Origin of the sequence: Streptomyces carminius, assembly GCF_002794255.1 — a bacterium.
Classification (GTDB): Bacteria; Actinomycetota; Actinomycetes; order Streptomycetales; family Streptomycetaceae; genus Streptomyces; species Streptomyces carminius.
In genome coordinates this window covers 305597-328247 of the sequence record NZ_PGGW01000019.1, presented here as the reverse complement: position 1 = coordinate 328247, position 22651 = coordinate 305597, and the positions used below count along the sequence as shown (strand labels likewise).

The following is a 22651-nucleotide window of genomic DNA, read 5'->3' as shown; positions in this document are numbered from 1 at the left end:
TGTTCGCCACCCCGCTGTTCGCCGGTTTCGCGAACTGGATCATGCCGCTGCAGATCGGCGCGCCCGATGTGGCGTTCCCGCGGCTGAACATGCTCGCCTACTGGTTCTACTCCTTCGGCTCCCTCATCGCGGTGGCCGGCTTCCTCACCCCGGGCGGCGCCGCCAGCTTCGGCTGGTTCGCCTACACCCCGCTGAGCAACGCCGTCCACAGCCCCGGGGTCGGCTCCGACATGTGGATCATGGGGCTGGCGCTGTCCGGCTTCGGCACGATCCTCGGCGCGGTCAACTTCATCACCACGATCATCTGCATGCGCGCGCCCGGTATGACGATGTTCCGGATGCCGATCTTCACCTGGAACGTGCTGCTGACCGGTGTGCTGGTGCTGCTCGCCTTCCCGGTGCTGGCCGCCGCGCTGTTCGCGCTGCAGTCGGACCGGACGTTCGGCTCCCACATCTTCGACCCGTCCAACGGCGGCGCGCTGTTGTGGCAGCACCTGTTCTGGTTCTTCGGGCACCCCGAGGTGTACATCATCGCGCTGCCGTTCTTCGGCATCGCCTCGGAGGTCATCCCGGTCTTCAGCCGCAAGCCGATCTTCGGCTACATCGGCCTGATCGGCGCGACGATCGCCATCGCGGGCCTGTCGATCACCGTGTGGGCGCACCACATGTACGTCACCGGCGGTGTGCTGCTGCCGTTCTTCGCCTTCATGACGTTCCTGATCGCGGTGCCCACCGGAGTGAAGTTCTTCAACTGGCTCGGCACGATGTGGAAGGGCTCGCTGTCCTTCGAGACGCCGATGCTCTGGACGATCGGCTTCCTGATCACCTTCCTGTTCGGCGGTCTGACCGGTGTCATCCTGGCCTCCCCGCCGCTGGACTTCCACGTCTCCGACAGCTACTTCGTGGTGGCGCACTTCCACTACGTGGTCTTCGGCACGGTGGTCTTCGCGATGTTCGCCGGCTTCCACTTCTGGTGGCCGAAGTTCACCGGGAAGATGCTCGACGAGCGGCTCGGCAAGATCACCTTCTGGACGCTGTTCATCGGTTTCCACGGCACCTTCCTGGTCCAGCACTGGCTGGGTGCCGAGGGCATGCCGCGCCGGTACGCCGACTACCTGGCGGCCGACGGTTTCACCGCGCTGAACACGTTCTCCACGATCAGCTCGTTCCTGCTCGGCCTGTCGGTCCTGCCGTTCCTCTACAACGTCTGGAAGACGGCCAAGTACGCGCCGAAGATCGAGGTGGACGACCCCTGGGGCTACGGCCGCTCGCTGGAGTGGGCCACCTCCTGCCCGCCGCCGCGGCACAACTTCCGCACCCTGCCGCGGATCCGCTCCGAATCCCCCGCGTTCGACCTGCACCACCCGGACGTCGCGGCCGTCGACCAGCTGGAGAACACCCAGGGCCCCGAGGGTCCGGTGCTCTCCGGAGCCAAGGAGGCCGGCAAGTGAAGATCCAGGGACACATGTTCATCTGGCTGTCGGTCTTCATCCTGGCCGTGGCCGCCGTCTACGGCGTGTGGTCCAAGGAACCGGTCGGCACCACCGCGCTCTTCCTGTCCTTCGGCCTGTCCCTCATGATCGGCTTCTACCTGGCCTTCACGGCCCGCCGGGTGGACACCGGGGCGCAGGACAACAAGGACGCGGACGTCGCCGACGACGCCGGCGAACTGGGCTTCTTCAGCCCGCACAGCTGGCAGCCGCTGGCGCTGGGCATCGGTGCCGCGATCGCCTTCCTGAGCGTCGCCCTCGGCTGGTGGCTGCTGTTCATCTCGCTGCCGATCATCATGGTCGGCCTCTTCGGCTGGGTGTTCGAGTACTACCACGGGGAGAACCAGAACCAGTAGGGCCTTTCCGTCGCGAACGGGTCGTCTCCGGGTATCTTCCGGAGGTGGCCCGTTCGTACGTATCCGGGTCGTCCGGCCGGGCTGCCGTCCCCACCGCGGCAGCACGAGTCGTGGAGCACCCAGGACGGCAGCGGTCTGCTTCCTGGTCATGGTGCCGCTCGCGGTGGGATCCGCCGTCTGCGGCGGCGGCGACGGGCCCACGGGTGCGGCCCCGCGGAACACCGCCGCGCAGGCCGCGCCGAACACCGGGGACGGCGGCCGCCGGGACGCGCCGCACCGTCGCGGTCGGCACCGAGGACGGTGCCGGAGACCCGGGCCGCCGCACCGTGGGCTTCGCCATCCGCCCGGCGGAAAACGGACGCTCGACGTCCTCTTCGGCCCGGAGAGCGGCGTCCACGGCCTCGGCCGGCCCGTCACCGCCCGGCCCAGCCGGGCGGTCGGGACGCGGGAGCAGCGCGCGATCGTGGAACGCGCCCTGACGGTCCGCTCCTCGCCCCCGGCCGACGGCTCCCGGCGCTGGGTGGACGACCGGAGTCCGCACTGCCGCCCGCGCGACCACCGGCCCGCGCGACCACCGGCCACCACCGGCGGACCCGGGTTCCGTACCCGGGGGCGGCAAGGTGGTCCTCGACCGGCAGCCCTTCGTACGGATGACCGGCACCGGCATCTCCGAGGACAGCCCCGAGTCCCACGACCTGCCCGTGCACGGGGCGGTCCGGCCCACCCGCGGTGGTGAGTTCCCGCACGCCGCGCCCTGGTCGGCCGGGTGGCACGGCCGGGGCGATGTCAGCCACGGCTGTACGGGCATGAGCGTCGGGAACGCCCGCTGGCTCTTCCGCACCGTGCGGCCGGGCGACGTCGTCCGGCACACCGGAGGGGGAGGGGAAGTGGACGCCGGCCTTCGGCAACGGCTACGGCGCCCGGAACCCGTCCTGGTGGGGAGTGGCGCGAGGGCGGCGCCCGGTGAGGCCCGGCGGCCGGCCGCCCGGGACACCCGGCCCGCGACGGCCCGCCGCGGGCCGGGTGCCGGGTCAGGCGGCCGTACGCGCCGGCCGGCGCCGCAGCAGGGCGGCCAGCGAGTCGGCCAGCGCCACCGGGTCGACCGGGTGCGGGACCGCGGCCTCGGCCCGGCTCCAGGTGGCCAGCCAGGCGTCCTGCGGACGGCCGATCAGCAGCAGGACGGGCGGGCAGTCGAAGATCTCGTCCTTGATCTGGCGGCACACGCCCATCCCGCCGGCGGGCACCGCCTCGCCGTCCAGCACGCACACGTCGACGCCGCCCTCCTCCAGGGCGGCGAGCACCGCGGGAAGCGTGGCGCACTCCAGGTACTCGACCGGCGGCACGTCGGCGGCCGGACGGCGCCCGGCGGCCAGCCGCACCTGCTCGCGGGTGTTGGCGTCGTCGCTGTAGACCAGCACCGTGGCGGTCGGCTGCATGGTTCCTCCGTGTCCTTGGGGGCCATGGTGTCCCGGGCCTCCGGCCCCGGGACCGCGGGGGCCGTGGGTCCATGGGGGTGTCCATGGTGCGAATAGCCGTCGTTGGCGGATGCTACTCCGTTCCCCCGGCGCCCGTCAGCGCCCCGGAGCCCGCCGCGGCGGGCCGTCTGAGCAGGACACCCGCGGGCGGACACACCGAAGGGCACCCCCCGAGGTGAGGGCGGGATAAGCGACCGACATAATGTCGGCGTGGCGACAGCAACAGCAGTAGATACCGGGCACGCGCACCCGTCGGTCAACCGGCCGAACCTCACCAGCGTAGGAACCATCATCTGGCTGAGTTCCGAGCTGATGTTCTTCGCGGCCCTCTTCGCGATGTACTTCACCCTGCGGTCGGTGACGGGCTCCGAGTACTGGCAGGAGCAGGCGGGTTCCCTGAACCTGCCGTTCTCGGCGACGAACACCACGATCCTGGTGCTCTCCTCCCTCACCTGCCAGCTGGGTGTCTTCGCCGCCGAGCGCGGCGACGTGAAGAGACTCCGCATGTGGTTCGTGGTCACCTTCGTGATGGGCGCGGTCTTCATCGGCGGCCAGGTCTTCGAGTACACGGAGCTGGTGGAGCACGAGGGGATCTCGATCTCCTCGGGCCCCTACGGTTCGGCGTTCTACCTGACCACCGGCTTCCACGGCCTCCATGTGACGGGCGGCCTGATCGCGTTCCTGTTCGTCCTGGGCCGGACGTACGCGGCCAGGCGGTTCACCCACCACCAGGCCACCGCGGCCATCGTGGTGTCCTATTACTGGCACTTCGTCGATGTCGTCTGGATCGGTCTGTTCGCCACGATCTACCTGATCAAGTGATCCGGTAGATCCGGTCCCGCCGGCGGTCAGCGCGGCGGACAGCCACAGCCAGAAGCATCGACGCAGAAGATCCTGACACCGGGGTAATCCGTGAAAAAGCTCTCCGCACGACGGCGCCATCCGCTGGCGGCGCTCGTCGTCCTACTCTTCGCGCTGGCGGCCACCGGGGGGCTGTACGCCGCGTTCGCTCCCGCGGACGAGGCGAAGGCCGACACCACGTCGGCCCAGTCCCTCGCCATCGAGGAGGGCAAGAAGCTCTACGCCACCGGCTGCTCCAGTTGCCACGGAACCGGTGGCCAGGGCACGAGTGACGGTCCCAGCCTGGTGGGCGTCGGCGCCGCAGCCGTGGACTTCCAGGTGGGCACCGGCCGTATGCCGGCGCAGTCGCCGGGCGCCCAGGCGCCCAAGAAGCCGCAGGTCTACACGCAGGCGCAGATCGACCAGCTCGCGGCGTACATCGCCTCGCTGGGCCCCGGTCCGAGCATCCCCACCGAGGAGGAGTACGATCCCTCGGGTGCCGACACCGCACGGGGCGGCGAGCTGTTCCGCACCAACTGCGCCCAGTGCCACAACTTCACCGGTGAGGGCGGCGCGCTCACCCACGGCAAGTACGCCCCCGAACTCGACGGTGTCTCCGACAAGCACATCTACGAGGCCATGCTCACCGGCCCGCAGAACATGCCCGCCTTCCCCGACAGCGTGCTGCCGGAGGAGGAGAAGCGCGAGATCATCGCCTACGTCAACGAGGTCCAGGGCGAGGACGCCGAGTCTCCCGGCGGCTTCGGACTGGGCGGCTACGGCCCGGTCGCCGAGGGCATGTTCGCCTGGGCGATCGTTCTCACCCTTCTGATCGGTGTCGCCGTGTGGGTCGCGGCACGTACCGCCAAGGCCAGGAAGTCATGAGCAGCCACACCGGATCCAACGCAGACGTGCCGGGCGGGAACCTGCCGGGCAAGCACACCGAGGCCGGCGAGGCGGCGGAGAGGTCCGAGAGCCCCTTCGCCGACCCCGGTCTCCCCCCCCACGAGCCACGTGTCCAGGACATCGACGAGCGGGCCGCCAAGCGCTCCGAGCGCACGGTCGCCCTGCTGTTCACCGTGTCGATGCTGGCCACCATCGGCTTCATCGCCTCGTACGTGATCTTCCCGATCGACCAGTACGTGTACATCTGGCCGCTCGGTGAGGTCAGCGCGCTGAACTTCTCCCTCGGCATGACCCTGGGCATCGCCCTGTTCTGCATCGGCGCCGGCGCGGTCCACTGGGCCCGCACGCTGATGTCGGACCACGAGCTCATCGGTGAGCGGCACCCGATCGAGGCCGACGAGCCGACCAAGGCCACGGTCCTGGCCGAGTTCCAGCAGGGCGCCAAGGAGTCGCAGCTCGGACGGCGCAAGCTGATCCGCAACACCATGTTCGGCGCACTGGCCCTGGTGCCGCTCTCCGGCGTGGTGCTGCTGCGCGACCTGGGCCCGCTGCCCGGGGACAAGCTGCGCCACACCGCCTGGGCGCCGGGCAAGCTGCTGGTCAACCAGAACACCGACGAACCCCTGCGTCCGGAGGACGTCACCGTCGGCTCGCTGGTCTTCGTCAAGCCCCAGGGCCTGGAGGAGGGCACCCACGACTTCCAGACGGAGATCGCCAAGGCCGCGGTGATGCTCGTCCGGCTGGAGCCGGAGGACATCAAGGACCCGAAGGAACTCGACTGGTCCCACGAGGGCATCGTCGCCTTCTCCAGGATCTGCACCCACGTCGGCTGCCCGGTCACCCTGTACGAGCAGCAGACGCACCACGTCCTGTGCCCCTGTCACCAGTCGACGTTCGACCTGGCCGACGGCGCACGGGTGATCTTCGGCCCGGCCGGCCACCCCCTGCCGCAGCTGCGGATCAGTGTCAACGATGACGGTTTCCTCGAAGCGCAGGGCGACTTCGCGGAGCCCGTCGGCCCGAGCTTCTGGGAGCGCGGATGAGTACTGTGAGCGACGCCCCGAAGCGCCGGGGCAAGGCACCCGCCGGTGAGCGGGTCGCGGACTGGGCCGACGGCCGGCTGGGCGTCTACGGCCTGGCCAAGGCCAACATGCGGAAGATCTTCCCGGACCACTGGTCCTTCATGCTCGGTGAGGTCTGCCTCTACAGCTTCATCATCATCCTGCTGACCGGTGTCTACCTGACGCTGTTCTTCGTCCCCAGCATGGCCGAGGTGGAGTACCACGGCACCTATGTGCCGATGCAGGGCGTGCACATGTCCGAGGCGTACGCCTCGACCCTGAACATCAGCTTCGACGTCCGCGGCGGTCTGCTCATGCGGCAGATCCACCACTGGGCCGCGCTGGTGTTCCTGGTCGGCATGTTCGTGCACATGATGCGCGTCTTCTTCACCGGCGCCTTCCGCAAGCCGCGCGAGATCAACTGGCTGTTCGGCTTCCTGCTGCTGGTGCTGGGCATGTTCACCGGCTTCACCGGCTACTCCCTGCCGGACGACCTGCTGTCCGGCACCGGTGTCCGTTTCATGGAGGGCGCGGTCCTCTCCGTCCCGGTGGTCGGGACCTACCTGTCCTTCTTCCTCTTCGGAGGCGAGTTCCCGGGCACGGAGATCATCCCGCGGTTCTTCGTGGCGCACGTCCTGCTGCTGCCCGGCATCATGCTGGGCCTGGTGGTGGCGCACCTGATCCTGGTCTTCTACCACAAGCACACCCAGTTCGCCGGGCCCGGCCGGACGGAGAAGAACGTCGTCGGCATGCCGCTGCTGCCGGTCTACATGGCCAAGGCGGGCGGCTTCTTCTTCCTGGTCTTCGGCATCATCTCGGTGATCGCCGCGACGGTCACCATCAACCCGATCTGGGTGCTGGGCCCGTACCGGCCGGACCAGGTGTCCACCAACGCGCAGCCCGACTGGTACATGGGCTTCTCCGAGGGACTGATCCGGGCGATGCCCGCGTGGGAGATGGTGATCCCCGGCGGCTACACCCTCAACCTGGGCGTGGCGATCCCGCTGGTGGTCATCTTCCCGCTGATCCTGACGTCGATCGCGGTGTACCCGTTCATCGAGTCCTGGATCACCGGTGACAAGCGCGAGCACCACATCCTGGACCGTCCGCGCAACGCGCCGACGCGTACCGGATTCGGCGCGGCCTGGATCAGCCTGTACTTCCTGCTCCTGGTCGGCGGCGGGAACGACCTGTGGGCCACCCACTTCCACCTGTCGATCAACGCCATCACCTGGTTCGTCCGGATCGGCTTCTTCGTGGTGCCGGTGGTCGTCTTCATCGTCACCAGGCGGATCTGCATGGGCCTGCAGCGGCGGGACCGGGAGAAGGTGCTGCACGGCCGGGAGAGCGGCATCATCAAGCGGCTGCCGCACGGCGAGTTCGTGGAGGTGCACGAGCCGCTCTCCCAGGAGCAGCTCCACACCCTCACCGCGCACGAGCAGTACCGGCCGCTGGAGCTCGGTCCGGAGACGGACGAGAACGGTGTGCGGCGGAAGGTCGGCCCGGTGCAGAAGTTCCGTGCCAGGCTCAGCCGCGGCTACTACGGCGAGGGCAGCCAGGTGCCGAAGCCCACGGCGGAGGAGTACAAGGAACTCACCAGCGGTCACGGCCACGGCCACTGAGAGCGGACGACACACCGATCGCCACACGAGGGGCCCCGGTCCTCCTTCGGGAGGGCCGGGGCCCCTCGGCCCGTCCGGCTCCCGCGGCCCGGGCCCGGTGTGTCCGGAGTACGGGCGGCGGCCGTGGAAGCCGGGCCGCGCCGCTAGGCTGGCCGCGGGCCGTGCCGCCGGCTCCACCCGTCCCCGCCGCTCCCCGAAGGGGCGGCCCCGTCCGACGACGCCAGGAGTGATCCCCATGAGCGCTGCTACCCCCACCGGAGGCGACACCGCGGCGGCGCACACCTGGCCGGAGGTGCTGAGCACGCTGCTGGCCGGCGAGGACCTGACCGCCGGGAGCACCGCCTGGGCGATGGACCAGATCATGCGCGGCGAGGCGACCGACGCCCAGATCGCCGGCTTCGCGGTGGCGCTGCGCGCCAAGGGAGAGACGGTCGACGAGGTCACCGGGCTGGTACGGGCGATGTACGAGCACGCCAACGTGATCGAGGTGCCGGGCCCCACGGTCGACATCGTCGGCACCGGCGGCGACCGGGCCAGGACGGTGAACATCTCCACCATGTCCTCGATCGTGGTGGCCGGTACCGGCGCCCGGGTCGTCAAGCACGGCAACCGGGCGGCCTCCAGCGCCAGCGGCGCCTCGGACGTACTGGAGAAGCTGGGGGTCAATCTGGAGCTGACGCCCGAGCGGGTCGCCGAGGTCGCGGCCGAGGCCGGGATCAGCTTCTGCTTCGCGGTGAAGTTCCACCCCTCGCTGCGCCATGCGGGTGCCGCACGGAAGGAACTGGGCATCGCGACCGTCTTCAACTTCCTGGGCCCGCTGACCAACCCGGCCCGGGTGGGTGCCCAGGCCACCGGGGTCGCCGACGCCCGGATGGCGCCGATCATGGCGGGGGTGCTGGCCGAGCGGGGTACCTCCGCGCTGGTCTTCCGCGGCGACGACGGTCTGGACGAGCTGACCGTCACCGGCACCTCCACGGTGTGGGTGGTCAGGGACGGCAAGGTCCGCAGCGAGGTCTTCGATCCCCGGGACGTCGGTGTCGCCCTGGTGCCGCTGGAGGCGCTGCGGGGTGCCGATCCGGCCCACAACGCGGATGTGGCACGGCGGCTGCTGGACGGGGAGACCGGCCCCGTACGGGACGCGGTCCTGCTGAACTCCGCCGCCGCGCTGGTCGCCCTGGAGCCGGGCGACGGGCCGCTGGCCGAGCGGATCGCGGCGGGCATGGAGCGGGCCGCGGCGTCCATCGACTCCGGCGCCGCCAGAGCCGCACTGGACCGCTGGGTGGCCGCCAGCAACGCCTGACCGGGCCGGGGCCCCGTTCCGCCGGGGCCCCGGCCCGGGCCCTACGAGTCGAGCCCGATGGCGAAGGCCGCCTCCAGATCGTGCTGGGAGTAGGCGCGGAAGGCGATGTGGGTCTCGGTGGAGACCACACCGGGAACCTTGCTGATGTGCCCCGGAATGATCTCGGCCAGGTCGTCGTGCCGGGCCACCCGCACGATGGCGATCAGATCGTGTGCCCCGGTGACCGAGTAGACCTCGCTGACCCCGTCCAGCTCGGCGATCTGCTGGGCGATCTCCGGGATGCGGTCGGTGCTGGTCCTGATGAGCACGATCGAGGTGATCACGGTTCTTCCTTCCTCGGGGGCGGCCTTCGGATGACGGTTTCCCCCGGCGGGGCCGCCGGTGCGTCCTCGGGGACGGCGATCCCCCGGCCGCCGGGGCCGGCCCGCTCACTGTAGCCCGCCGCAGGTGCGGCACCGCTTGTCCCGGAGCGGCGGCGGGCGGGACGGGCCGGGGCGCGGGGACTGCCGCCCGGCCCCCGGGGAAGGCACACAGGAACGCGTCCGGCCCCGCCGGCTTCCGCGGGGCGTGCGGGGCCGGCGCGCGCCACGGCACGGACCCGGTGGTGGAGGGTGTCGGCTCGGATACGGACCGTACGCCGGGGCGCACCGGAAGGTCACCAGGCCGTAGGGTTGCGGGGACATCCCCCGCACCGGGGCGCCTTCGGGCGCCCCGGTGCGGGACATCGGGAGCGTTTCGGGGCACTCGGAGTGTCCGGGATGCGGAGGAACAGCGGGACAGCAGGAGCGCCGGTGCCGTACAGGACGCCCCGGCGGAGCGGAAGAGGACGAGGAGAGGACGAGAAGATGCCGGTTCCCCGACCGAACGAAGGAACGCGGTGGCGTTGCACGATGTGCGGCAACCTCACCCGCTTCGACGTGACGCGCTCCAGCAGGGTGGTGGAGTACGTCCACCTGGACTTGGCTGGGGAGTCCCGGGTCGAGGAACGCGAGGTGCTCAGTGAGACGATCGAGTCGGTGCGCTGCCGCTGGTGCAACGCGGTGGACCAGGTCGAGCTGGTGGACCGGCCCGGCGCTCAGGTGTGACGACGGGCGGGTGTGAACGGTGGTGGAACGGACGGGTGGTGAGCGTACTCCGGAGGGGGAGACGCTCGACCGCCCGCTGCCCGAGAAGGTGCGCCGCAGGGTGGTGGCGCTGACCGGGGACGCGCTCGGCGGGTTCACCGTCGCCGAACTCCCCGCCCCTCTGCGGCAGTACGCCCGTTTCACCCCCCAGCGGCGGATCAAGTTCGCGGGCAACGCCATGGCCGCCTCGCTGGAGAGCGCCCCGGCCTTCCGGCAGCGCGTCGCGGAGCGGCTGCGGGAGGTGCTGCCGGAGCTGTCCGAGGCGGTGGAGGACGGTACGCTGCCGGCCGCCGCGGACCCGGTGGACGTGGCGGCGGTCGCGTATGTGCTGCGTCCGGAGGGCTGGGTCAAGCTGGTGGCCGCCGCCGGTGAGGAGGCCCAGCGGGCCCAGGCCGAGCGCGCCGGTGAGGAGGCACAGCGCGAACTGGCCCGGCTGAGGGAGGAGCTGGCGCAGGCGAGGACGGCCGAGCGCACCGGCACCGAACAGCTCCGCACGGAGCTGGAGGCGGTCCGCAAGGAGGCCGACGTCCTGCGGCGCAGGCTGCGCAGCGCACAGAGCGACGTCAAACGCGGCGAGGCCGAGGTGCGCAGGATGCGGGCCGAGCTCGAGGCGGCGCGGTCCGCGGCCGCCACGGAGAAGGCGGGTGCCGAGAGCGAGGCGCGGCGGCTGAGGGCCCGGCTGGCGGAGGCGGAGTCCGCCCTGGAGGCCGGCCGCCGGGCGGCACGTGAGGGGCGCAGCGTGGCGGACATGCGGCTGCGGCTGCTGCTGGACACGGTGCTGGACGCCGCCCAGGGGCTGCGGCGCGAACTCGCCCTGCCGCCCGTCGCGCACCGCCCGGCGGAGGGCGTGGAGGCGGTCGAACCGGGCCGGATGACGCCGAAGGACATCGCGCGGCGCGCCCTGGCCGAGGACGATCCGGCGCTGCTCGACCAGTTGCTGGCGCTGCCCCAGGCGCATCTGGTGGTGGACGGCTACAACGTCACCAAGACCGGCTATCCGTCGCTTCCCCTGGAGAAGCAGCGGCTGCGGCTGCTGGGCGGCCTGGCGGGACTGGCGGCCCAGACGGGCGCCGAGGTGACCTGTGTGTTCGACGGCGCGGAGCTGGCGGCGCCGGTGCTGCTGGCGCCCCCGCGGGGGGTGCGGGTGCTGTTCAGCAAACCCGGGCAGACCGCCGACGAGCTGATCCGGCGGCTGGTGCGCGCCGAGCCGCCGGGGCGTCCGGTGGTGGTGGTCTCCGCGGACCGCGAGGTGGCCGACGGGGTGGCGGCGGCCGGCGCCCGGCCGGTGGCCTCGGTCCTGCTGCTGAGGCGGCTGGGCCGCACCTGAAACGGGCGGGTACCGGGCCGGTTTGGAATCTGTCCGAAAGTCGCCCCCGCTGTCGGGACTGTTCCGGGGGCGACCGGGACAGGAGCCCGGAATGTCCGAAGAGTGGGCACGCAGGGTCAGAGGGTGACAGCGGACGGTGGCGCGATGGTAAAGGATGTGGCCGGTGGGCGAGTTTTTTCCTATGAGGATTTGAAGCGATCAGCGCACATGGCTAGTGTCTGGCGCGAGCCTCCGCGCAGGTGACCGCCCAACCGGGGCGGCAGCGGAGGGACCGCCGATTCCGCGGCGCTCATCGCGGAGCCGGGAACTGGCCCCCAACCACTTCCGGCAGGCGGCTGAGGAAGAAGGAGCTCGCCCCAGTGGCGTCCCACCGTCGACCCAAGCAGCCGAACCGCACCCGGGTGACCGTACTCACCGCGACCGCCGCCGCGGCGGTCGCGCTGACCTCCCAGGCGGCGCAGGCCGAGCCGACCCCCTCCAAGAAGGACGTCAAGGCCAAGGTCGACAAGCTCTACGAAGAGGCCGAGCACGCCACGGAGAAGTACAACGGCGCCAAGGAGAAGCAGGAGAAACTGGAGAAGCAGGTCGGCAACCTCCAGGACAGCGTCGCGCGCGGCCAGGGCGAACTGAACAAGCTGCGCGACAGCCTCGGTTCGATGGCCACCGCCCAGTACCGCTCCGGGGGTATCGACCCCTCGCTGCAGCTGTTCCTCTCCTCCGACCCCGACAGCTACCTCGACAAGGCCTCCGCGCTCGACCAGCTCAGCAGCAAGCAGACCGAGGCGCTGAAGAAGATTCAGGCCAAGCAGCGGACCCTCGCGCAGCAGCGCGAGGAGGCCTCGGACAAGCTGGCGGACCTGGAGACCACCCGCAAGGAACTCGAGGGCAAGAAGAAGAAGATCCAGGGCAAGCTCTCCGAGGCCCAGCGGCTGCTGAACACCCTCACCGCCCAGGAGCGCGCTGCGCTGGACAAGGAGGAGGAGCGCGCCAACCGCGCCTCCGCGGAGCGGGTCGACCTCGGCAGCACGGCCTCCCCCAGCGGGCGGGCCGGGGCGGCCTTCAGCGCGGCCCAGAGCAAGATCGGCTCGCCCTACGTCTGGGGCGCCACCGGACCCAACTCCTTCGACTGCTCCGGGCTGACCTCCTGGGCGTACGGCCAGGCCGGCGTCTCCCTGCCGCGCACCTCGCAGGCCCAGGCGAACGCCGGAACGCGCATCTCCAAGAGCGAACTGGCCCCGGGCGACCTGGTCATCTTCTACAGCGACCTGCACCACGTCGGCCTCTACGCCGGCAACGGGCAGATCCTGCACGCCCCCAAGCCGGGCGCGAACGTGCGCTACGAGTCCATCAACAACATGCCGTTCATGTTCGGCGTGCGGGTCTGACGTCCGCCGGAGCCCGCACCGAGGTCTCCGCCGCTTCCTCCACATCCCCCGTCCGGGTGAACCCGGACGGGGGATGTTTCTGTCCGCCCCGCCGGTGACCTGCACCGGAACGGAGTGCCGGGTGCCACGCGGAGGCGCCGCGCGTGAACTGCGAGTGCCCGCAAGGCTACTGTCTGTGTTCGCCGTTTCCCGTGCCGGCCGTCCCCCTCCGGACGGCGCGGGGGACGGCACGCAGCAGTTCCGCAGCGGAAGGGAGAGCGTCCCCATCGTGGTCTCGCACCGGTCCACCCGACACGGCTCTCGCCGGCGTACCCCCCGCACCGTCGCCCGGCCCGGCGCTCCCGGCCCGGTCCTCCGGGCCGCCGCGCTGTCCGCCGCCGCGGGCGCGGCCGTGCTGTCGGTGGTGCCCGCGTCCCCGGCGGGCGCCGACCCCGGCACCGGTGATCCGGCCGCGGCGAGCGCCCGGGTGGACCGGCTCTACGCACAGGCGGAGCGGGCCACCGAGCGCTACAACGCGGTGGCCGAACGCGTGGCGGAGCTCCGTGAGCAGGCCGAGCGGGCGCAGGACGGCGCCGCCCGCGACCAGGCCAGGGTCAACCGCCTGCGCGACACCCTGGGCAACCTGGCGAAGGCCCAGTACCGCTCCGGCGGTATGGCACCCGCACTCGCCCTGGTGCTCTCCGAGGATCCCGAGGACTACCTCGCCAGGGCCGCCGTCCTGGACCGGATCACCAGCCGCGAGGCCGCCCGGCTGAAGCTGTTCCAGCACGCCAGGCAGGTGCTGGAGCAGCGGCGTACCGAGGCCCGCGGAAAGCTCGCCGAACTGGCGCGGCAGCACGAGAGCCTGCGCCTGCACCGGGCGGCCGTGCAGCGCAGGCTCGGGGCCGCCCAGCGGCTGCTCAACCGGCTGCCGGCCGAGGAGCGCGCGTCCCGCGAGCGCGTTCCGCGCGGCACGGACCGGATCCCGCGCGAGACGCCGGCGGGTGTCCCGGCGCGGGCCGCGGCGGCGCTGGCGGCCGCACGGCGGGCGGTCGGTTCGCCGTACGCCTGGGGCCAGGCCGGTCCCCACTCCTTCGACTGCTCGGGGCTGACCTCCTGGGCGTACGGCCGGGCCGGCGTCTCCCTGCCGCGCACCTCGCAGGGGCAGCTGCACGCCGGGCGGCACGTACCACTGGACCAGGCCCGCCCGGGCGACCTGGTCGTCTACCGGTCGGACGCCAGCCACGTCGGGATGTACGCCGGCGGCGGCCAGGTGGTGCACGCCCCGCGCCCCGGGGCGCGGGTGCGGTACGACCCGGTGGGGATGATGCCGGTCGCCGCCGTGGTCCGGCCCTGAGCCGCCGCGCCGCCCACCGCCCCGGCCGGGTCCGTACGATCGGCGTATGAGATGGCGGAGCCGGACGGTGTCGTGGGTGGCCGCGCTGTCGGCCGGGCTGCTGGTGCTCCTGACCGGCTGCGGCGGGCCGGCGGGCCGGGACGCGCCGCACGCGCCGCTCCAGGCGCTGCTGGACCGGCAGGCCGAGGCCGTCCTCGCCGGTGACCGGGCGGCCTACCTGGCGACCGTCGACCCCCTGGCGGACCGTTACCGGGCCGCCCAGCGCACGGTGTTCGGCAATCTCGCCCGGCTGCCGCTGAGCCAGTGGTCCTACCGGGTCACCGCCGTCGGCGACGACGCCTTCCCGCTCCCGGGCCGCGGAGGCGGGGCGCGCCGGATCGCCGTACGGGCCGAGCTGAGCTACCGCGTGGAGGGGTACGACACGGCGCCCGTGCGGGCCGAGGAGAACCTGACCCTCACCGAGCGGCAGGACCGCTGGTACGTCTCCTCGGAGCGCGACGGCACCGAACAACTGTGGGAGCAGGGCCGGATGACCGTCGTCCGCGGTGAACGCAGCCTGGTCCTCGGCGTCGGCCGACCCGGGGAGGGGCTGCGCGCCCTGGCCGCCGACGCCGACCGCGCGGTGCCCGCGGTCGCCGCCCGCTGGCCGCGCGACTGGTCCCGCCGGGTGCTGGTCGAGGCACCCGCCTCGGTGGAGGGGATGGCGGCGCTCCTGGGCGGCGATCCCGACTCCTACCGGGGCATCGCGGCCGTCACCACCGGCGAGGCGGGCGGTCCCGGCCGGGACGCGAAGCCCGCGGAGCGGATCGTGGTCAACCCGCGGGCCTACGGGGTGCTCGGCGAGCGGGGCCGGCGGATCGTCATGACCCATGAGACGACCCACGTCGCCACCCGCCGGTACACCACCGCAGCCACCCCGATGTGGCTCTCGGAGGGCTTCGCCGACTGGGTCGCCTACCACGGCACCGGACGGCCGCCCACTCTCGTCGCGCCCCGGCTCACCGAGGCCGCGCGCCGCGGCGAGCTGCCCGAAGAGCTTCCTGCGGACGAGGACTTCGGCTTCGCCGGGGACGGCGGCCGGCTCGCCCGGGCCTACGAGGGCGGCTGGCTGGCCTGCCGGATGGTGGCGGAGCGCTGGGGCGAGGGGAAACTGACCGAGCTGTACCTGCGGACGGGCCGGAACGGCCCACCCGGCGACGGGGACGGAGGAGAGGCCCGGAAGCGCGCGGTGGACGCCGCGCTCCGCGAGGTCCTCGGTACGGACCTGGCAGGGTTCACCGCGCACTGGCGCGACCACGTCCGCCGGGAACTGGGCGGCTGACGGCGGGTCACCGGGACAGCAGCCGGTCCTCCGCCCGCTCCCGGCCCGCGGCCTCCCCGGTGCCGCCGTCCCCGTCCCGGCCGGCCGCGGCCCGCAGCCGGGGCTCGGTCACCGTGGTGCGCCACAGCCGGGCGCACGCCAGTACCGCGGCGGTCAGCAGCAGCCCGTTGCGCAGCACCAGCAGCGTCACCCCCAGTGCGTCGCTCGCCACCACGTTCCCGAAGTACACCGGGAACTCCAGCAGCGTCACCCCGGTCGCCACCACCACCAGCAGCGCGGGCAGCCCCTGGCGGCCGGTGCGCAGCACCGCGCACACCGCCGCCAGGCCCACCAGCCAGACCATGTACTGCGGGCTGATCACCCGGCTGGTGACGGTGAACAGCAGCACCGCGGCGAACGCGGCGTCCGCAGCGGTGCTCGCGGTCCACTCCACCGCGCGCAGCCGCCACAGCAGCAGCCAGCCGAACGCGGCGGCCGAGCACACCAGCGCCACGGTGCTCACCGTCTCCACATGCGGGCCCAGGAACTCCACCGACCCGTAGTTCAGCAGCACCTGCCCCTCCCAGCCGAAGTGCCGGGCCACGTGGAGGACCAGGGCGCCCACCGACTCCACCTCGGTGCCCCGGTCGCGCTGATGGGTGAGGAAGTCCAGCGCTCCGGGCATGGCGGCGGCGAAGAGGGCGGTCAGCACCAGCCCCGTCACCACGGCCGCGCCCCACGCCACCCGGGTGGTCCGCCCACGCGGGGTGCCCGCCAGCAGCAGCGCGGGCCACACCTTCAGCAGCGCGCCGAAGGCCGCCAGCGCCCCGGCCGCGCGCGGGCTGCGGGACAGGGCCAGCAGCGCGGCCACCGCGACGGCGGTGACCATCAGGTCGTAGCGGGCGTACACGGTCGGACCCAGCAGCGGCACCCCGGCCACCCACACCCACACCCCGGCACGGCCGCGCCCGCGCCCGGGGGCCCGGCGGGAGGCGTACAGCAGCATCGCGAACACCGCCGCGTCGGCGGCGCAGACCAGCGTGTAGAAGGCCGCCGGATAGGCCAGGAAGGGCAGCAGCGCGGGGGAGAGGATCGCCAGCGCGGCGGCGGGCGGGTACTGCCAGGTGACGTCGCCCACCGGGAAGGAGCCGGTGCGCAGCACCTCGTACCAGCCGTGGTAGATCACCGACACGTCGCTGGTGACGTCCGGTCCCGGCACCGTGATCACCTTGAACACGCACAGGAGCAGCACGGTCCGGGTGGCGGCCCAGGCCGCGAGGGAGAGGCGCATGGACCGACCGTACCGGGTGGGGACACGGCCCCCGGCGGGTGCCGGGTACTGTCGGCGGCGATGCACAAGACCCTGATCGTCACCAACGACTTCCCGCCCCGCCCCGGCGGCATCCAGGCGTTCCTGCACAGCATGGCGCTGCGGCTGGACCCCGAGCGGGTCGTGGTCTACGCCTCCACCTGGAAGCGGGGACACGAGGGCGCCGAGGCGACCGCCCGCTTCGACGCCGCGCAGCCCTTCACCGTCGTGCGCGACCGCACCACCATGCTGCTCCCCACCCCGCACGTGACGCGCCGCGCGGTGGAGCTGCTGCGCGAACACGGCTGCGGCTCGGTGTGGTTCGGGGCGGCGGCACCGCTCGGCCTGATGGCGCCCGCGCTGCGCCGGGCGGGCGCGGAACGGCTGGTGGCCACCACCCACGGCCACGAGGCCGGCTGGGCCGGGCTGCCCGCCGCCCGGCGACTGCTGCGCCGCATCGGTGAGGGCACCGACACCCTCACCTACCTCGGCGAGTACACCCGCTCACGGATCGCCGCCGCGCTCACCGAACAGGCGGCGTCCCGGATGGTCCATCTGCCGCCCGGCGTCGACGAGAAGACCTTCCACCCCGGCTCCGGCGGTCACGCCGTACGCGCCCGGCTCGGGCTGGCGGACCGGCCGGTGGTGGTGTGCGTGTCGCGGCTGGTGCCGCGCAAGGGGCAGGACACCCTGATCCGCGCCATGCCCCGGGTGCTGGCCGAGGTGCCCGACGCGGTGCTGCTGATCGTCGGCGGCGGACCGTACGGGGAGACGCTGCGGAAGCTGGCGGAGGCCACCGGCGTCGCCGGCTCGGTGCGCTTCACCGGGCCGGTCCCCTGGGAGGAGCTCCCTGCGCACCACGGCGCGGGCGACGTCTTCGCCATGCCCTGCCGCACCCGCCGGGGCGGGCTCGACGTGGAGGGGCTGGGGATCGTCTACCTGGAGGCGTCGGCGACCGGCCTGCCGGTCGTCGCGGGCGACTCCGGGGGCGCACCCGACGCCGTGCTGGACGGTGAGACCGGCTGGGTGGTGCGTGGCGGGGCCGGGGGCGGTGAGGCCGAGCGGGAGACGGCCGAGCGGATCGTCACGCTGCTGGGGGACCCGGAGCTGCGCCGCCGGATGGGTGAGCGCGGCCGGGCGTGGGTCGAGGAGCGCTGGCGCTGGGACCTGCTGGCCGGGCGGCTGCGGGAACTGCTGTAGCGGCCTTGCGGCCTTGCGGCCTTGCACGGGGTTCGCGGGTGCGGGTGCGGGTTGGGTGGGTGCTGGGGTCGGGGCCGGTCCGGGGCGACCATTCCGGACGGTACGATTTACGGCCGTTGCCGTGCCACGTTTCCTTGCCCGCTCATTGGCCGCAAATCGTACTTGAGTGTCCGGAACGGCCGCCCCTCCCCGTCCCCTCCCGCCCGTCGCCCGTCCGCGGGTCGAGTCCTGTGCTGCCCCGGCCCGTCCGTGAAGGGCCGTCGGGCCCGGAGCACCGGCAAAGGCTCCCGCCCACCAGCGGTGCGCCGACGACCCACCCGGCCGCCCCCGCCCAGGAACCACTTCCCCGGACACCGGCCTCGGGGAACATCGGTACAGCGCTTCGGCGCGGGGGTGCCGGCGAGGTTCCCGTACTCCCGGCGGGCCGGGATCACGGGGATCCCCTGGTCGAGTGCGGCCCGTTCGGTCGGCTCCAGCCCGGTGGTGCGGAGGAAACCGGCGAGCCGGCCCGGCACGTCGAGGGTGACCGGCAGCTCCTGGGCCGTGGCGTCATTCTCGATGGCGGTGTGGTCGGGCAGGACCATGGACTTCACGGTGGACAGCGGCTCGCCGGCGCGCGGGTGGCGAGCGGTGAGGTCCGTCGCGGAGAACGCGCCGTCGTGGATGGGCGGCACTGCCTGGTCGCGGTGGGGGACGTCGAGGATGTTCCCGGTGCCGCGTACGAGGCGAACGTCTCGGAGAGGTGGACGGTGTCACCCGGCCGTGCGTAGCCGAGGGGTGCGCGGAACTTCGGGCGCCGGAGAGGGCGGGGGCGGCCGGAAGTGCCCGAGTCCTCCTCGAAGACGACCGGATCCTGGACCCCGGCCTCGTCCAGGACGAGGTTCTGCCGGTCGTTCCGGACCCGCTTGCAGACCAGGTTCGCCATACCGGAGGGCGTCTTCCGGACGGAGGGCCGGACCCTGTCGGCAGTCACCAGCGAATCCGATCGGATTCGGGTCGCCGCGAACCCCCGGATCGCACGGGTTCGCTGGGCGCGTCGGTTGCCGCCCTTTGCCGGCGGTCCGCCCATGACCGCGCGACACATGACCTGCCAGGAGCCGTGCGCTTGCTGTTTCGGCAAGCCAACGTGCCCGGACTGTCCGCCTGTGCTGATGTGGCTCCATGGCTGTCGAAACCCCGAGCCCGCTGGTTACCACCGACTGGCTCGCCGCCCGTCTGGACGACCCCGCCCTCCGCGTCCTCGACGCATCGGTACTGCTGGCGCCCGACGCCCCGCACCTGCGCCCGATGCGCGACGCCTACCAGCGCGCCCACATCCCCGGTGCCGTGTTCGCCGACCTGGTCCAGGACGTCGTCGAACCCGGCAGCCCGTTCGGCATCACCCGCCCCGGCTCCGGGCGTGCGGCCGAGGTCTTCGGGCGCCTGGGTGTCGGCGACAGCACGACCGTCGTCGTCCACGACAACGAGTTCGGGCAGAACGCGGCTCGACTGTGGTGGATCCTCAAGGCCGCCGGGCACGAACGGGTCGCGCTCCTCGACGGTGGCCTGCGCAAGTGGACGGCCGAGCGTCGCCCCGTCACCTCCGGCGAGGTCACGCCCGCCCCCGCCGTCTTCACCGCCCGCCCCAGGACGGACATGTGGGCCGACCGCGGCCAAGTCCTCGACGCCGTCACCAGCCCGGGCGGCGCGAGTCTGGTCAACGCCGTCCCCGAACTTCCCGACGACGTGTCCGTCCTTCCGCCCGGCGCCGCCCGGGTCATGTCCACCAGCCTGCCCGGCAGCCTCGACGTGCCGTTCCCCTCCCTGGGCCAACCCGGTACCGACACCCTGCCCTACCCGTCGATCAACTGGCCCGGCTCCCCGGTCCTGCGCCCCCGTCCCGACCGCCGGCGGCTCCTGGAGCACATCCCCGCCGACCACCCGGCAATCGTGTACTGCAACTCCGGGCTCAACGCCCCGCTGGTCGCGCTGTGCCTGGTGGACGCCGGACACACGAAGGTGAGCGTCTACGACGGCGGCCTGATGGAGTGGCTGAGCGACCCGGACAACCCCACCGTTCCCCGCCACCTGACCGCTTGAGCTCGCCGCCGTTCACGACAGGCAGGTGAGAAGGGTGCTTTCGACAGCCTGCGCTTCGGAACTCCGCACGGACCTGAGCCAGGGCACATGCGCTCGACAGGTCACTCCTTCTCGCTCCCGTCCTCGTCCGGCTCCGTCCCAGGCCTGCCGGAGGGGCGCCCGGTACCCGTGCGGCCCCGGCCGTTCCCGCGTGCGGGGGAGGTGCGTATCGCGCCTCCGGCTGGAGGCCGGGAGTGATGCGCTGCTTCCGTGCGCGGGAGGCGTGCCGGACGGTGGCCGTCCGGCTCTACGCGGGCGGGGAGTGTGTGCGGGGACCTCGGGTGCGACGGGGTGCACTCGGCGACGGGCGGGAGGGGACGGGGAGGGGCGGCCGTTCCGGACACTCAAGTACGATTTGCGGCCAATGAGCGGGCAAGGAAACATGGCACGTCAACGGCCGTAAATCGTACCGTCCGGAATGGCCGCCCCGGACCGGCCCCGACCCCGGCACCCACGGAAACCGCACCCCGTGAACCCCCCGCTACTTCGCGTACAGCGCTTCGATCTCCGGCGCGAAGTCCCTGGCGACCACAGCACGCTTGAGCTTCAGCGAGGGCGTCAGGTGCCCCGACTCCTCGGTGAACTGGGCCGGCAGCAGCCGGAACCGGCGGACCGACTCCGCCCGGGAGACCGCCGCGTTGCCGTCGTCCACCGCCTGCTGCACGGTGGCCAGCAGCTCGGGGTCGGCGAGCAGTTCGTCCCGTGACAGCCCCGACTTGCCGTGCTTGGCGGCCCAGCCGTGCAGGAACTCCTCGTCCAGGGTGATCAGCGCGGCGACGAACGGACGTCCGTCGCCCACCACCATGCACTCGGCGACCAGGGCGTGGGCCCGGATGCGGTCCTCGATGACGGCCGGGGCGACGTTCTTGCCGCCCGCCGTCACCAGGATCTCCTTCTTGCGGCCGGTGATGGCGAGGTAGCCGTCCGCGTCGAGGGTGCCGATGTCGCCGGTGTGGAACCAGCCGTCCGCCATCGCCTCGGCGGTGGCGGCCTCGTTGTTCCAGTAGCCGCTGAACAGGTGCTCGCCGCGCAGCAGTACCTCGCCGTCGTCGGCGATGCGGACGGCCGAGCCCGGCAGCGGCTGGCCGACGGTGCCGATCTTCGGCCGGTCGTACGGGTTGAAGGCGGTCGGCGCGCAGGACTCGGTGAGCCCGTAGCCCTCCAGCACGGTGAAGCCGATGCCGCGGTAGAAGTGCCCCAGCCGCTCGCCCAGCGGGGCGCCGCCGGAGATGGCGTGGGTGGCCCGGCCGCCGAGCACCGCGCGCAGTTTCCGGTAGACGAGTCTGTCGAACAGCCGGTGCTTCAGCCGCAGCCCCAGGGAGGGGCCCGAGGGGGTGTCCAGTGCGCGGCTGTAGGCGATCGCGGTCTCCGCGGCCCGGTCGAAGATCTTCCCCTTGCCCTCCGCCTGCGCCTTGGCCCGCGCCGAGTTGTAGACCTTCTCGAAGACCCGGGGCACGCCCAGGATCAGCGTCGGGCGGAAGCCGGCCAGGTCCTCGGTGAGCTGCTTGACGTCGGGGCTCAGACCGAGCCGGATCGGCGCCATCACGGAGGCGATCTGCACCATGCGGCCGAAGACGTGGGCGACGGGCAGGAACAGCAGGACCGAGCCCTCGCCGGTCGTGAACAGCGGCTTCAGCCGCTCCACCACGTTGCCGCAGTCCGCGAAGAAGGCGCGGTGGGACAGCACGCAGCCCTTGGGGCGGCCGGTGGTGCCGGAGGTGTAGACGATGGTGGCGGGGGAGTCGGCGTCGGCGGCGGAGGAGTGCTCCTCCAGGACCGCGTCGGTGATCTCCGTGCCGGAGTCGGCCAGCTTCTGCACCGCGCCGTCGTCGACGGTCCACAGATGCGCCAGGCCCGGCAGCCGCTCGCGCACCGACTCCACCGCGGCGGCGTGGGCGCCGGTCTCGACGACGCAGCCGACGGCCCCGGAGTCGCCGAGGATCCACTCGATCTGCTCGGGCGAGCTGGTCTCGTAGATCGGCACGGTCACCGCGCCCGCGCTCCACACCGCGAAGTCCAGCAGCGTCCACTCGTAGCGGGTGCGCGACATCAGGCCGATCCGGTCGCCGGGCCGGACACCCGCGGCGATCAGGCCCCTGGCCACCGTCCGCACCTCCGCGAGGAACTCCGACGCGGTCAGGTCCTCCCAGCGGCTGCCGCCGGAGGGGTCCTTCGAGGGGGCCTTGCGTGCGATGACGGGGACGTCCGGATGCTGCACGGCGTTGCGGCGGACGAGATCGGTCAGGTTTCCGTCCGCGGGAACCTCGTACAGGGCCGGAAGGCTGAACTCGCGCAAGACTGATGCTCCTCGACGGCGCCGTCACGGGACCGCCGGGTGACGGCCTCGGTCGGCTCTGGCCCAAGACGGGGGAGTCTTGAGGGGACGGCCACGGACGTTACCCACCGGTACAGGGCTTGGGGTAGGGGCGGCGGCGATATGTTCGGTGCGTCACACACCACGGTTCTGTCGTACGGCAGCGTAGTCCACATACCCGACAGCCG

Annotated in this window: 19 protein-coding genes and 1 pseudogene; 16 read left to right on the top strand and 4 right to left on the bottom strand. The window is 72.4% G+C overall.

Annotated elements, in window-relative coordinates:
- The 4 genes and pseudogenes from ctaD to CUT44_RS34830 form a co-directional block, all read left to right on the top strand.
- On the top strand, nt 1-1451 hold a 1451-nt coding region (gene ctaD / locus CUT44_RS07775; protein ID WP_100201414.1), incomplete at its 5' end, for an aa3-type cytochrome oxidase subunit I.
- Entirely contained in the window at nt 1448-1846 is a 399-nt protein-coding gene (locus CUT44_RS07770; RefSeq protein ID WP_100201413.1) for a cytochrome c oxidase subunit 4, read from the top strand. The genes ctaD and CUT44_RS07770, both read left to right, overlap by 4 nt.
- Nucleotides 1847-1994: 148 nt before the next feature.
- Nucleotides 1995-2582: an Ig-like domain-containing protein gene (locus CUT44_RS34835; protein ID WP_158239575.1), complete on the top strand. Its 588-nt coding sequence runs from the start codon at nt 1995-1997 to the stop codon at nt 2580-2582.
- Nucleotides 2482-2697: pseudogene (locus CUT44_RS34830) on the top strand (L,D-transpeptidase family protein); the annotation flags it as partial. The gene CUT44_RS34835 and the pseudogene CUT44_RS34830, both read left to right, overlap by 101 nt.
- A 180-nt stretch (nt 2698-2877) precedes the next feature.
- Here CUT44_RS34830 and CUT44_RS07760 read toward each other — a convergent pair.
- On the bottom strand, nt 2878-3282 hold the full coding sequence (locus tag CUT44_RS07760; RefSeq protein WP_100201412.1) for a hypothetical protein: 405 nt from the start codon (nt 3280-3282) through the stop codon (nt 2878-2880).
- Nucleotides 3283-3531: 249 nt separating this feature from the next.
- Here CUT44_RS07760 and ctaE point away from each other — a divergent pair, with 249 nt between their 5' ends.
- From ctaE to trpD, 5 genes are all read left to right on the top strand, one after another.
- Entirely contained in the window at nt 3532-4143 is a 612-nt protein-coding gene (gene ctaE / locus CUT44_RS07755) for an aa3-type cytochrome oxidase subunit III (protein ID WP_100201411.1), read from the top strand.
- 90 nt (nt 4144-4233) lie between these two features.
- Nucleotides 4234-5046, top strand: a complete 813-nt coding sequence (qcrC, locus tag CUT44_RS07750; RefSeq protein ID WP_100201410.1) for a cytochrome bc1 complex diheme cytochrome c subunit — start codon at nt 4234-4236, stop codon at nt 5044-5046.
- Nucleotides 5043-6110, top strand: a complete 1068-nt coding sequence (gene qcrA / locus CUT44_RS07745; protein WP_100201409.1) for a cytochrome bc1 complex Rieske iron-sulfur subunit — start codon at nt 5043-5045, stop codon at nt 6108-6110. Before qcrC ends, qcrA begins: the two co-directional genes overlap by 4 nt.
- Nucleotides 6107-7750, top strand: a complete 1644-nt coding sequence (gene qcrB, locus CUT44_RS07740; protein ID WP_100201408.1) for a cytochrome bc1 complex cytochrome b subunit — start codon at nt 6107-6109, stop codon at nt 7748-7750. The genes qcrA and qcrB overlap by 4 nt, the downstream gene beginning before the upstream one ends.
- Before the next feature lie 235 nt (nt 7751-7985).
- Nucleotides 7986-9050, top strand: coding sequence for an anthranilate phosphoribosyltransferase (gene trpD, locus CUT44_RS07735; protein ID WP_100201407.1), 1065 nt, complete (start codon nt 7986-7988; stop codon nt 9048-9050).
- Between the two features lie 41 nt (nt 9051-9091).
- Here trpD and CUT44_RS07730 read toward each other — a convergent pair whose 3' ends face one another.
- Nucleotides 9092-9373: an Lrp/AsnC family transcriptional regulator gene (locus tag CUT44_RS07730; RefSeq protein ID WP_100201406.1), complete on the bottom strand. Its 282-nt coding sequence runs from the start codon at nt 9371-9373 to the stop codon at nt 9092-9094.
- Between the two features lie 522 nt (nt 9374-9895).
- Here CUT44_RS07730 and CUT44_RS07725 point away from each other — a divergent pair.
- The 5 genes from CUT44_RS07725 to CUT44_RS07705 all read left to right on the top strand — a co-directional run bounded on the left by CUT44_RS07725 (nt 9896) and on the right by CUT44_RS07705 (nt 15543).
- Nucleotides 9896-10135: a hypothetical protein gene (locus CUT44_RS07725; RefSeq protein WP_100201405.1), complete on the top strand. Its 240-nt coding sequence runs from the start codon at nt 9896-9898 to the stop codon at nt 10133-10135.
- A gap of 19 nt (nt 10136-10154) precedes the next feature.
- Nucleotides 10155-11501, top strand: coding sequence for an NYN domain-containing protein (locus CUT44_RS07720; RefSeq protein WP_199185643.1), 1347 nt, complete (start codon nt 10155-10157; stop codon nt 11499-11501).
- A 359-nt stretch (nt 11502-11860) separates the two neighbouring features.
- Nucleotides 11861-12886, top strand: coding sequence for a C40 family peptidase (locus tag CUT44_RS07715; RefSeq protein WP_100201404.1), 1026 nt, complete (start codon nt 11861-11863; stop codon nt 12884-12886).
- A gap of 268 nt (nt 12887-13154) precedes the next feature.
- Nucleotides 13155-14222: a C40 family peptidase gene (locus CUT44_RS07710; RefSeq protein ID WP_408646724.1), complete on the top strand. Its 1068-nt coding sequence runs from the start codon at nt 13155-13157 to the stop codon at nt 14220-14222.
- Nucleotides 14223-14268: 46 nt separating this feature from the next.
- Entirely contained in the window at nt 14269-15543 is a 1275-nt protein-coding gene (locus tag CUT44_RS07705) for a hypothetical protein (protein WP_100201402.1), read from the top strand.
- 7 nt (nt 15544-15550) lie between these two features.
- Here the strand turns inward: CUT44_RS07705 and CUT44_RS07700 are convergent, their stop codons facing one another.
- Nucleotides 15551-16813, bottom strand: a complete 1263-nt coding sequence (locus CUT44_RS07700) for a glycosyltransferase 87 family protein (RefSeq protein ID WP_100201401.1) — start codon at nt 16811-16813, stop codon at nt 15551-15553.
- 60 nt (nt 16814-16873) lie between these two features.
- Here CUT44_RS07700 and CUT44_RS07695 point away from each other — a divergent pair, with 60 nt between their 5' ends.
- Complete coding sequence (locus CUT44_RS07695) at nt 16874-18031, top strand: glycosyltransferase family 4 protein (RefSeq protein WP_100201400.1); 1158 nt, start codon at nt 16874-16876, stop codon at nt 18029-18031.
- 1161 nt (nt 18032-19192) lie between these two features.
- A complete protein-coding gene (locus tag CUT44_RS07685) occupies nt 19193-20110 on the top strand; it encodes a sulfurtransferase (RefSeq protein WP_100201399.1) in 918 nt (305 codons plus the stop codon).
- Between the two features lie 520 nt (nt 20111-20630).
- Here the strand turns inward: CUT44_RS07685 and CUT44_RS07680 are convergent.
- Nucleotides 20631-22445, bottom strand: a complete 1815-nt coding sequence (locus CUT44_RS07680; RefSeq protein WP_100201398.1) for an AMP-dependent synthetase/ligase — start codon at nt 22443-22445, stop codon at nt 20631-20633.
- Nucleotides 22446-22651 lie beyond the last annotated feature (206 nt).

Coding starts and splice junctions, on each gene's coding strand:
- CUT44_RS07725 (WP_100201405.1), top strand. CDS start 9,896: ATGCCGGTTCCCCGACCGAACGAAGGAACGCGGTGGCGTTGCACGATG.
- qcrA (WP_100201409.1), top strand. CDS start 5,043: ATGAGCAGCCACACCGGATCCAACGCAGACGTGCCGGGCGGGAACCTG.
- CUT44_RS07685 (WP_100201399.1), top strand. CDS start 19,193: ATGGCTGTCGAAACCCCGAGCCCGCTGGTTACCACCGACTGGCTCGCC.
- CUT44_RS07695 (WP_100201400.1), top strand. CDS start 16,874: ATGCACAAGACCCTGATCGTCACCAACGACTTCCCGCCCCGCCCCGGC.
- CUT44_RS34835 (WP_158239575.1), top strand. CDS start 1,995: ATGGTGCCGCTCGCGGTGGGATCCGCCGTCTGCGGCGGCGGCGACGGG.
- CUT44_RS07760 (WP_100201412.1), bottom strand. CDS start 3,282: ATGCAGCCGACCGCCACGGTGCTGGTCTACAGCGACGACGCCAACACC.
- CUT44_RS07705 (WP_100201402.1), top strand. CDS start 14,269: ATGAGATGGCGGAGCCGGACGGTGTCGTGGGTGGCCGCGCTGTCGGCC.
- qcrB (WP_100201408.1), top strand. CDS start 6,107: ATGAGTACTGTGAGCGACGCCCCGAAGCGCCGGGGCAAGGCACCCGCC.
- CUT44_RS07700 (WP_100201401.1), bottom strand. CDS start 16,813: ATGCGCCTCTCCCTCGCGGCCTGGGCCGCCACCCGGACCGTGCTGCTC.
- trpD (WP_100201407.1), top strand. CDS start 7,986: ATGAGCGCTGCTACCCCCACCGGAGGCGACACCGCGGCGGCGCACACC.